The organism is Bacteroidota bacterium (genome assembly GCA_030706565.1).
Classification (GTDB): Bacteria; Bacteroidota; Bacteroidia; order Bacteroidales; family JAUZOH01; genus JAUZOH01.
In genome coordinates this window covers 1-12,177 of record JAUZOH010000092.1, presented here as the reverse complement: position 1 = coordinate 12,177, position 12,177 = coordinate 1, and the positions used below count along the sequence as shown (strand labels likewise).

General features: G+C 42.1%; 6 protein-coding genes. 4 read left to right on the top strand and 2 right to left on the bottom strand.

Annotation, left to right across the window (positions count from 1 at the left end; genetic code table 11):
- Nucleotides 1–791, bottom strand: a 791-nt coding sequence (locus tag Q8907_06775; GenBank protein ID MDP4273965.1) for a carboxypeptidase-like regulatory domain-containing protein, incomplete at its 3' end; no start/stop codon positions are given.
- 869 nt (nt 792–1,660) lie between these two features.
- Between Q8907_06775 and Q8907_06770 the strand changes: the two genes are divergently transcribed.
- The 4 genes from Q8907_06770 (at nt 1,661) to Q8907_06755 (ending at nt 10,600) form a co-directional block, all read left to right on the top strand.
- Nucleotides 1,661–4,291: a glycoside hydrolase family 2 TIM barrel-domain containing protein gene (locus Q8907_06770; GenBank protein MDP4273964.1), complete on the top strand. Its 2,631-nt coding sequence runs from the start codon at nt 1,661–1,663 to the stop codon at nt 4,289–4,291.
- A 40-nt stretch (nt 4,292–4,331) separates the two neighbouring features.
- Entirely contained in the window at nt 4,332–6,482 is a 2,151-nt protein-coding gene (locus Q8907_06765) for a glycoside hydrolase family 3 N-terminal domain-containing protein (GenBank protein MDP4273963.1), read from the top strand.
- Between the two features lie 74 nt (nt 6,483–6,556).
- Nucleotides 6,557–7,987 carry a glycoside hydrolase family 125 protein gene (locus tag Q8907_06760; protein MDP4273962.1) on the top strand — a complete coding sequence of 477 codons (1,431 nt, stop codon included), beginning with the start codon at nt 6,557–6,559 and terminating at the stop codon, nt 7,985–7,987.
- Between the two features lie 321 nt (nt 7,988–8,308).
- Nucleotides 8,309–10,600 (top strand): GH92 family glycosyl hydrolase, encoded by a 2,292-nt coding sequence (locus tag Q8907_06755; GenBank protein MDP4273961.1) that lies wholly within the window; start codon nt 8,309–8,311, stop codon nt 10,598–10,600.
- Between the two features lie 100 nt (nt 10,601–10,700).
- Here Q8907_06755 and Q8907_06750 read toward each other — a convergent pair.
- Nucleotides 10,701–12,177: SusD/RagB family nutrient-binding outer membrane lipoprotein (locus tag Q8907_06750; protein MDP4273960.1), on the bottom strand; the 1,477-nt coding region annotated here is incomplete at its 5' end.

The window sequence follows — 12,177 nt, the reverse complement described above, 5'->3', positions numbered from 1 at the left end:
TTTGCAGCCCGGACACCGTAAATTGAGGATGCTGCTGCATCTTTAAGTATGGAAATATTTTCTACATCATTTGCATCTACATTGTTGATATCATATTCAACTCCATCAACCAAAACGAGTGGATTATTATTATTCAAGGTTCCAACACCCCTGATACGGATGGTGCCGGCATCAACACCCGGCTGACCGGTACTTTGAGTAATCGTAACCCCAGGAGCCAGTCCCTGTAAAGCAGCAGAAAGCTGGGTAACAGGCTTTTGGGCAACATTGTCGCCATTTAGCGAAGAAACAGCCCCGGTTAAATTGACTTTCTTCTGGGTACCATAACCTACTACAACTATTTCTTCCAGCTTCTTTTCTTCAGAGGTTAATTTAACATCAATAGTTGTTCGCCCGGAAACAGAAATTCTTTCAGTACGATAACCCACAATGGAGAATAGCAATATCGAATTGGCATCCGGTACCTCTATGCTGTATTTCCCGTTTACATCGGTGATTGTCCCGGTTTGTGAGCCTTCTACATGAATGCTTACTCCGGGTAAAGTTTCGCCGGTTGCTTCATCGCTAACCGTGCCGCTTACTTTCAGCCTTTGCAGGAATATTTTAATTTCAGGACCAGGGGCATTTTCATTGAAGAGGAATGTTAAACCTTGACTTTGCCCTGTTCCCCAGGAAGTTTGACGAATGTTGGTATTTCTCAATTTTATACTTATCCGGGAGGCTGGAGTATAAGTCATTGCTGATATATGAATTGCTGTGATCATGCAGATCAAAACAGATAGTCTCATCATCAGTCTGATTTTTGTAAATGACTTAGCGGAAAATGGTAATTTTAGTTTTCTTTTCATATTTTATTAAAGTTAAAAATTAAACATTTCGCAAAATGAAAGTCTCTACAACGATACTAAATTCTTCGGCTTAAAAATTTAAACCTGAAGGGAATACACCTGGTGTTTCCCGGTTTTTGAATTTGAATCTTTAGTCCATAGACGGAATTTTTAATTAGTTAAATTTTATAGGGCATTTATAGTACTATGGGATTTGCCGGATCAGATATTTTTTCGTTAAAGTTTTATATTGTCATATGTTATAGGAATATTTAGACTTTAATGGTCTATCGTTGATTTCAACCCTCGCATTCATTTAAAAAAATGACCCCATTTTTTTATTAGAAAGGATCTGCCGTTAAGTTAAAAATTGATAATTTTTTCCTTTTATATTTCATGGGTTTATTGATTCATATCTCAGAAGGGAAAGGATTACCAATTTTATATAGACCTAATTAAAGGCTTCGGAATAATTTCAATCTAATCATTGAAATCTTTTATAGAGGTATCAGCTATCACGTAATTTTTCAGTTATTCATTACGAGTTGAAAGATTAAAAAAGGTTATGTGCTGTTTTTGGAGATGGTTTTGCAAAAATATTTTGAAATACGTTTTTCATAAATCTGTAAATCAAATACTTTAAATAAAAAATTAAGAACTTTCCCATTTGAAAAGAAAGTTACAAAAATTTTTAATTCAATGAGTAAAAATGATTTGGGATTTTGGGCTTTAGTTTAATAAAATCTTTTTTTGTTTCTTGCCCGATTACTTATATACTTCATTTTTGCTTAATTTTGATAGGAAAATCGTAAATAAAACCTAAACTATTTATCATGCAAAAGAAAAAGTGTACCCTCATTTTTCTGTTGTTTATTTCTTTGGCTACCCTCAGTGCTCAAAAGTATTATGAACTGAACAGCAATTGGAAGTGCATCAATATAAAAATGGTAAAGGTAGCAGGGGAAAGACTTTCTGATCCTGCCTATGATATATCAGGCTGGATGCCTGCTGTGGTTCCCGGAACGGTACTTGCCACACTTTTAAACCAACATTTGATTCCTGACCCTTTTTATGGGATGAACAACAAAAAAATTCCGGATATATATGACACGGGCCGTGATTATTATACCTACTGGTTTGTCAACGATTTTAATGAAAAGGTGAATAACGACAAGGAACAAGTTTGGCTTCACCTTCGTGGCGTAAATTATGGCTGCGACGTTTTTCTCAACGGGCATAAACTGAACCGGGAAACTCATTATGGCATGTTTCTGCGCCAAAATTATAACATCACTTCTTTTCTTTCGGCAAATGGTAAGAATCGGCTGGCAGTTATCGTCTATCCGGTAAATCCGGCGGGCAATCCCAATGGAGGCCAGGGAGGCGACGGAACTATTGCCCGCAATGTATCCCATCAGTATGTCGCCGGCTGGGATTGGATTCAACCTGTCAGGGACAGAAACACCGGCATCTGGGATAAGGTTACCGTCGAAAAAACCATTTCCATTGACCTCAGGAATCCTCATGTGGTTACCTTGGTTCCCGGAAAACGTCTTCCAGGAAAGCAGTCTGTTCCTGCAATAATTAAAGCTTCCTGCGAAATTGAAAATCCCAACAATGAAATTTTATCAGGTACATTAAGGTACCTCATTGAAGGAGCGGTAATCAAGAAGGAGGTTTCCCTTCAACCCAAATCCACTGTTGAAATTTCATTACCTGATTATTCTTTGGAAAATCCCCGGCTTTGGTGGCCAAACGGTTATGGGGATCATCCATTGTACAATATGTTATTCCAGTTTGTTGGAGGGGATGGGGAAATTTTGGATCAGGAGGAGATAAAAACCGGGATTCGTGAAATCCGGACCACTTGGAACGATCATACCCAAAGCAGGCAGGTATCGGTCAATGGACAGAAAATTTTCATCAAAGGGGGAAACTGGATAGTCTCCGATGCCCTGCTCCGCCTGAGTCCTGAACGTTATGATGCGGAAATCCGCTTTCACAGGGACATGAATTTAAACCTGATTCGCATCTGGGGCGGTGCACTGACTGAGCGTCCCGAATTTTATGAAGCTTGCGATAAATATGGTTTGCTGGTGTTTCAGGATCTCTGGTTTTCGGGTGATTGCAACGGCAAATGGGTTGATCCCATGAAAAAGGAAGACCAATGGACCAGGAGGCAATATCCGGATGATCATAAATTGTTGCTTGAAACTTTAGCCGATCAGGTAAAGATGATCCGCAACCATCCTTCGCTGGCATTCTGGTGCGGGGGGAATGAAATCACACCTCCTGAAGATTTATTAATGGCCATGAAGGATTCCTTACTTCCTGCCCTGGACGGTACCCGTTATTTTTTCCCTTATTCAAACTGCGACAGCATGTCCTATAATTCCACAGGCGGGAATGGCGATGGGCCTTATACAATCCAGCCTGTCACCAGCTTTTGGGAACAACGGACTTTCCCTTTTAATTCCGAAGTAGGTTCTGTCGGTACGGGTGATTATGAATCCCTGGAACGTTTTATTCCCGCGAAAAATCTGACTGTTCCTCAATATTCCACTGGGAAAATTGATTCTGTTTGGGTTTATCATAAAGATTTGGGATACGGCAAATATATTGACCTTTATGGCAAAACTGAAGATATAAAAGATTTTGGGGATAAAGCCCAGTTGGTAAATTATGAGCAGTACCGTGCCCTTGGGGAAGGTTTCAGTTCCCATGCCTGGGATTGGTACACGGGCTTTATCATCTGGAAGACGCAAAATCCATGGACAGCCTTACGCGGACAGATGTACGATTATTACCTTGATCCTAATGCCTGTTTGTATGGATTGCATCATGGATGTGAACCCCTGCATGTAATGTGTAATCCGGCAGATGGCATGGTCTCTGTCGTCAACAATACTTTTTTCGCCTATCACGACCTGATGCTTGAAGTGAAATTATATGACATGAAGGGCATGGAATTTCCACTTAACCGGCTTATGATTGAGGTGAGCCCTGTTTCGGTTCAGAAATTTTTCCCTGTAAAACAAGCTGTTGATCAGTTGGGTAAAGATAAAGGCCTTTTCCTTTTTTTAAGCCTGAGTGATGCCCGCCAGAAGATTTATAGTGAGAATCTTTACTGGTTGCCCGATTCAACAGGTAATTATTCTGGCCTTCGGAAAATGTCTGCTGCCCTTGTGAATGTTGAGGCTGAAAAAGTTTCACGGGGAAAAATTGAGGTAAAAATTACAAATCCCCTAAATGGCCCTGTGGCTTTCTTTAACAGGATTTCACTGGTAGATGGTAAAAAATTCAAGAGAATCTTGCCGGTTTTTTACAGCGATAACTACATTTCCGTTTTACCGGGTAAAGAGAAATCGATTACTATAGAATATACGCCCTCAAAACTGACCGATAAGGCAGTGGTTTCGCTCAGGGGATGGAATGTGCGCGAACAGAACATTTCTGTAAAATAACTATGTGAATTTAGGATGGTTCATTTTAAAAATTAACGGAATGATGAAAATTCGATTTGTTTTTATCGGGATATTGGTTTTTTTAACAGGAAGCCTGTTTGCACAGCAGCCCCTGTTTCGAAATCATGAAGCTTCTGTTGATGCCCGTGTGGATGATTTGTTGCACCTGCTTCGGCTAAATGAAAAGGTTTCGTTGCTGGGTTACAACAGTCCGGGAGTGCAGCGCTTGCAGATACCTGCCTATAACTGGTGGAATGAGGCATTGCATGGCATTGCCCGGGGAGGTGAAGCTACTGTTTTCCCGCAGGCTATAGCCATGGCTGCAACCTTTAACGAAGGGCTTATTGTTCAGGTCTCCTCAGCAATATCAACCGAGGCAAGGGCAAAGTACAATCTTACAACTGCTATGGGCCGGCGCCTGCAATATATGGGACTTACATTTTGGACGCCCAACATCAATATTTTCCGGGATCCGAGATGGGGAAGGGGGCAGGAGACATACGGCGAAGATCCTTTCCTGACCGCTTCCATGGGAACGGCTTTTGTCAAAGGATTGCAGGGTAATGATCCGCACTATCTCAAAACCGCTGCCTGTGCCAAGCATTTTGCCGTTCACAGTGGCCCCGAAGCAGAAAGGCATAGTTTTAATGCCATTGTTGACGATAAAGACCTGCGCGAGACTTATCTCTATGCTTTTAAAAAACTGGTGGATTCGGGTGTTGAAGCAGTCATGTGTGGATATAACCGGCTCAACAACCAGCCCTGTTGCACCGGACAGACATTGCTGCAGGATATACTCAGAAATGAATGGCATTTTAAGGGCCATGTGGTAACCGACTGCTGGGCCCTCGATGATATCTGGCTGCGGCATAAGGTCATCCCGACAAGGCTGGAAGTGGCAGCAGCAGCTGTCAAAGCCGGTGTCAACCTGGATTGTGCAAATATACTGCAGGATGATGTATTGACTGCTGTTCAAAAAGGCCTGCTGACCGAACAGGAGGTTGACCAGGCTTTGAGGCCTAATCTCCGTACCCAGATGAAACTTGGTTTTTTTGACGACCCTTCAATTGTCCCTTATAAAAATTATGGTGCCGACAGTGTGCACAATGCTGCACATGTCGCATTGGCCAGAAAAGTTGCCCAACAAAGCATGGTTTTGCTAAAGAACAATGGAGTCCTGCCTTTGCAAAAGGATCATTACGCTTCCCTATTGGTAGCCGGCGCAAATGCATCCTCGCTGGATGCTTTGATGGGTAATTACCACGGAATATCGGGCAATATGGTTACTTTTGCCGAGGGCATTACCAGGGAGGCTGGGCCTGCAACGGATGTGCAGTATGATCTCGGATGCAACGATGCGGATACAGTCCATTTTGGCGGTATATGGGCATCGACAGGCTGTGATGCCACCATTGCCGTGATTGGCCTTACTCCCATACTGGAAGGGGAGGAAGGAGATGCCTTCCTTTCTGTATCCGGAGGGGATAAGGCGACATTAGAACTTCCTGCTGCCCATATCGCTTTTTTGAAACAGTTGAGGAAAGCAAGCAATAAGCCTGTCATTGCGGTGGTTACTGCTGGCAGCGCGGTCGATATTGCTGCTATTGAGCCCTATGCTGATGCAATCATCCTTGCATGGTATCCGGGAGAGCAGGGAGGATCGGCCCTGGCAGATATCCTTTTTGGAAAAGTATCCCCATCGGGGCGTTTGCCTGTAACTTTTTATCGATCGGTCAACGACCTGCCGGATTTTAAGGACTATGCGATGAAAGGCAGGACTTACCGCTATTTCTCAGGTAAAGTCCAGTATCCGTTTGGTTTCGGATTAAGCTATACTTCATTTAGTTATAGTTGGAAAACTGAACCCAAACGCAGCTATGTTTCCGGTGATACGGTACAAATGACTGTTCAGGTTCAAAATCCCGGTTACTTTGATGGCGATGAGGTGGTTCAGGCTTATATCGCATATCCCCAGATAGAACGTATGCCATTAAAGGAACTAAAAGCATTTAAGCGGGTAAGCATTCTAAAAGGGACTACTGCTGAAGTGAAACTAAGTATACCTGTTTCTGAATTGCAGAAGTGGGATTTGACCACAGGGAAATGGAAATTGTATAAAGGACAATATTCTGTTATGGTAGGGAAAAACTCGGAAGATTTTCCTTTAAAAAAGCAATTTTTAATCAAGTAAAACAGAAAAAAATAATACTTACAAATCCTTGTTAATTAGTTTATGATTTAATTTGACTTCAAAAAGAAAAGAATATGATGAACAGAAGAAAATTTATCTCGCAGACCGGTATCGCTTCTGCAGCAATATTGACTGTCCCGGCTTTTGCCAAAGGAATGTACTCTGGCAATAATTTCGTATCGAAGCGGCCGTCTGTAGGGAAACGTAAATTTACCAGTAAGGCAATTGAAAAGGTGATTTTGAAAACAAAAGCTCAGATCAAGGATCCTGAACTTGCCTGGATGTTTGAAAATTGCTTTCCCAATACCCTGGATACCACAGTAGAATACCAGGAAATTAATGGGCATCCCGATACTTTTGTCATCACCGGGGATATTCACGCCATGTGGCTCAGGGATTCTACAGCCCAGGTATGGCCTTACTTACCTTTCGTAAATGAAGATCCTGCCCTTAAAAAATTAATACTGGGTGTTATCAACCGGCAGGGGAAATGCATCGCCATTGATCCTTATGCAAATGCATTTAATAAAAATGCTGAAGGAAGCGAATTTGATAAGGACCTTACTGATATGAAGCCCGAATTACATGAACGCAAATGGGAAATAGATTCTTTGTGTTATCCGGTCCGGCTGGCTTATCATTATTGGAAGCAAACCGGTGACAGTTCATTTTTTACTCCTTCCTATGAAGCTGCTTTAAGGTTAATCCTTTCCACTTTTACTGAACAGCTGCGTATTAAAGGGAAAGGGCCTTATCATTTTATGAGGATTACCGAGAAAGCAACCGATACAGTTACCGGAGGGGGATATGGAAACCCCGTGAAACCGGTTGGATTAATTTGTTCTGCTTTCAGGCCGTCGGATGATTCCACTACCTTCCCGTTCCTGGTCCCATCCAACTATTTCGCTGTTGTGACCTTGAGGCAGATGGCCGAAATGTTCTCCGTAATTAAAAACGATCAAAGCTTTGCAAGCGACTGCAAGAATCTTGCAGTACGGGTCGAAAATGCGTTAAAGGGTTACGCTGTTTCAGAGCATCTGAATTACGGTAAAATTCTGGCTTTTGAAGTCGACGGGTTTGGAAATCAACTGTTTATGGACGATGCAAATACCCCTAGCTTACTTTCCTTGCCATATCTGGGCTGTTTGCAGCCATCGGATTCTCTATACAGGAATACAAGAAAATTTGTATTATCCGCTGATAATCCCTGGTTTTTTAAGGGTAAGGCCGGTGCCGGCATTGGAGGCCCTCATGTGGGTGAAGAAATGATATGGCCCCTTAGCCTCATCATGCAGGCAATTACTTCGGACGATAAGGAAGAAATCAGATATTGCCTGCAGACATTGAAAAAAACTCATGCCGGCACAGGATTCATGCACGAGACTTTCCATAAGGATAATCCTGAAAAATTTACCAGAAGCTGGTTTGCCTGGGCAAATTCATTCTTTGGGGAGTTGATCCTGAAGGTTGCGCATAATTATCCGGATTTGTTGAATATTGCCTAATACGTTTTTATAATTGGCGTTTGTTTAAATGATTGAATGGATGTTGGAAAATAAATTATCATGTATAGGAGGCAATTTTCTAAAGAACATAAAAATAGTGAACCTTGTGGAATCCTTGTGAACTTTGTGGTTTAAGGGGGTTAAAAAAGTTTGAGATGGTTTGAAACAGTTTGATGAAGTTCGAGATAATTTCATGGTTCAAGATGATTCAGAGTTTCTTTGTGAACATTTGTAGTTAAAAACAATGATCCCTCAGTTGACGGATCGCTGAAGGGGAAATTGCATACAGAAGTTAGATATTTCTTATAAAACTAATTATTTATGAAAGCAAAATCATTTGTCAATGCGGTTTTTCTTCTCGCTTCCTTATTTTTTCTGTTGAATCCCGATGTTTCCGGCCAAAAGACTGATTATACAAAATACGTGGATCCCTACATAGGTACAGGAGGCCACGGGCACGTATTTTTGGGGGCCAATGTCCCTTTTGGTGCCGTACAGGTAGGGCCGACAAATTATGTTAAAGGCTGGGACTGGTGTTCGGGTTATCATTATTCTGACAGCATTGTTACGGGTTTTTCGCAGCTACATTTGAGCGGAACGGGCATCGGGGATCTGGGGGATGTGTTGATTTCCCCTTATACGGGAGAATTAAAATCTTCGCCCGGAACTGTAGATCATCCTTTTTCCGGCTATGCTTCAAAATACAGTCATCACGATGAAATTGCCAGGGCAGGTTATTATTCGGTTTTATTGAAAAATTATGAGGTCCGGGTTGAATTGACCTGCACAGAGCGTGTGGCTTTTCATCAGTATACATTTCCTGCCGCGCAACAGGCTCATATAGCCATCAATCTTGAGGAAGGGATAGGCTGGGATCAGCCGGTGGAGACGTCTTTCAAAAAAGTCGATGATACCACCTTTGTGGGATACCGTTTTTCAACAGGTTGGGCAAAAGATCAGCGGTTGTATTTTGCCATCAGGCTATCCAAACCGGTTGGTGATATCCACTTATTTGATGGCGGAAAATCAATAAACGGAGATTTTGCCACAGGAAAGAAAATTACCGGAGTATTAAATTTTTCGACCTCTTCAGGAGAAAAGATTTTGCTAAAGGTCGGCATTTCTCCCGTCAGTGAAGAGAATGCGTTGAACAATATTCGGGCAGAAATCCCCGGATGGAATTTCAACGGCGTAGTTCAAAAAGCACATGAAGCCTGGAATGCCGAAATAGGAAAGGTAAAGGCAAATAGTAAAAATACCGCTGACTTAAGAACATTTTATACTGCCCTTTATCATTCATATACTACACCGATTTTATTCAACGACCACAATGGGGATTACCGAGGTGCAGATAAAATGGTACATCACGGTGTGGGTTTTCAAAATTATTCCGTCTTTTCTTTATGGGATACCTACCGGGCTGCACATCCCTTATATACACTGGTTCAGCCTGAAAGGGTCAGTGATTTCGTAAATTCTATGTTGGCCATATACCAGCAGCAGGGGAAACTGCCTATTTGGCACCTGATGGGGAATGAAACCGATTGCATGGTGGGGTATAGCGCTGTTCCTGTTATTGCCGATGCCTATTTTAAAGGGTTTACAGGTTTTGACCCCAAATTGGCCTTGCAGGCCATGAAAGCTTCTTCTACACGGGATGATTACGGGATGAAATATGTGAAGCAGAAAGGTTATATTCCGGCTGATCTGGAACCTGAATCAGTGGCAAAAGCCCTTGAATATTCTATTTCTGACTGGTGCATTGCACAAATGGCAAGAAAAATGGGGCAGACTACCGATTATGCCAATTATGCAAAGCGGGCTTCATCCTATGTACGGTATTTTGATCCTAAAACAAAATTTATGCGGGCCAAACTTGATAATGGTAAATTCCGTGAACCCTTTAATCCTTTTGAACCCAGTATAATGATATCCGGGAAGGAATGGAAGGATTATACCGAAGGTAACGGATGGCAATACACCTGGCTGGTACCGCAGGATGTCGAAGGATTGATCCGGTTGTTTGGCGGCGAAAAGCCTTTTGTTGCTAAGCTGGACAGCCTTTTTGTGGTTAAAGGGGAATTGGGGACTAATGCACCCCCTGATATTTCCGGCCTTATCGGGCAATATGCCCATGGCAATGAACCCAGCCATCATGTTGCATACCTGTATCCTTATGCCGGCAGGCAATGGAAAACAGCAGAGATTGTAAGGAAAATCCTTTATGGATTATATTCGGATAAAACAGACGGTTTATGTGGAAATGATGATTGCGGACAAATGTCTGCCTGGTATATCCTTTCAGCTATTGGTTTTTACCCTGTCAATCCGGCTAATACCGCTTTTGTTTTTGGCAGCCCCATATTTGATGAGGTGACTCTTCAATTTCCCCAGAGAAAACTGTTCACGATAAAAACCGTTAACAACAGCAAAAAGAACATTTATATCCAGTCGGTCAGGTTGAATGGAAAACCGTTTACTCGCTCGTATATAACCTATTCGGAACTCAGAAAGGGAGGCCTGTTGGAATTTACCATGGGCCCCAGACCCAACAGGAATTTTGGCAGTGCCCTAAAAGACAGGCCAAAATCAGAAATATTTGAAAAACAGTAAGTTTTAAGGGTGCGATAAAAAAACGGATAGGTAAAATAATAAAAAGCAAGAAGGCCTGGCTGATTTTCAGCCAGGCCTTCTTTTTCAGAGTCCTGCACAATCAATTTAAATCCCAGAAAATCTTATAGTCTCTCGTATCATGACTTTGAACCTTGGAATAATTGGCCGTGTTATAGCTTTTCTCCGTATCTGGATAAAGCAGGCGATGAGGAGGCTGTTGCGCATTACTAATCGAAGCATCTATAGCAAATGGCAATAGGGGATAGTCTGTTCTTCTTACTTCAGCCCAGGCTTGCCCGGCCTGAAGGATAAAGAAGTTTAACCATTTTTGTGTCCATATCTTGTGTAGTTTTTCTGTTGGCGTCCCGGTATATGCAATTCCGGTAGCGGCAATAAATGCATTAACCGTTGATGTTGTTGGAGTTGCAAGCGGATTCCTGGAGAAGCCAACAAATACAGCTGACTGGTTTATATTATAATAAAATTCAATAGATTGCCTGATTCCGGTTTCGTAAGCTGTTTGGGCAGTACCCAGTCCCCATCTCTCGTATGCTTCTGCTTTTAAGAAACTAACTTCAGCAGCAGTGAACAGTACGCCCGGTACATTATAATTCTGTATAAATGTGGCCGTATCAATAGTTGCGACCTGACGGTTGGCAATCAGGTTCTCCTGTTGACTTGAGGTCAGTGTGGTAGATAATCCTACATAACCATTAGTTCCGGGATCCCAAAAAACAGGAATCCTTGGGTCATTATTGGTTACCATCACTGTCTCCAACATGTAGGTGGGTGCAATAGGCCCGCTTGAGGTTGCTCCGTCTGTTAAGCCGTCTCTCATTCCTTCCGAGGAAAAGGCAGTAGGATTCATGTTCAACAGGATATCTTCTGCATTGTTCTCAACCATAGGATAATCCGAAGTGTTATTTAACATTGCAGTTATTTCTGTCTTGGCAGTATTTTCACTGACATTAGAGATTCTCATCAATAACCTTAAGCGCAGTGAATTTGCATATCTTCTCCACGAGGTCAAATCACCCTTAAGAAGAATATCCTGAGTGGTTAAGCTTTGTCTGACAGCAGTAGTCAAGGTTGCAGTAGAGAGGAAAGTGTTGATGTCTTTTAAATCGCTGATCAACGTGTTATAAATGGTCGCTGCATCATCGAATTTCCCATTTATCAACGTATTCGTTGCATTCAGCTGGCCTGCTTCGGTAAACGGAATATCTCCCCATAAATCAACCATCTGTGCGGTCTGGTCATCCAAAACGATTTTAGCCAGTTGTACAAAAATTAATTGTTCCTTCTTTTGGTCATCAGTTAGTTTATTGTAATTCTTCTGAATTTCCCGGTATTGGTTCATGATTCCGCTGGTATAATATGAATTCCAACGATCCTGGTTATATCCAGTGGAGGGTTCATACATTTTATTACCGGTCACTATTCCTAAAAGTTGTGAGTATTTGCCGGTTACACCGGTTACGAAAGTGGCGTAATCCCAGTAAGTAGGCCTTACCCTGTCGTTGTACAACATATAGGTAAATAATTTTCCTATATCTCCTGAAGTGGTTTTTTCAGGA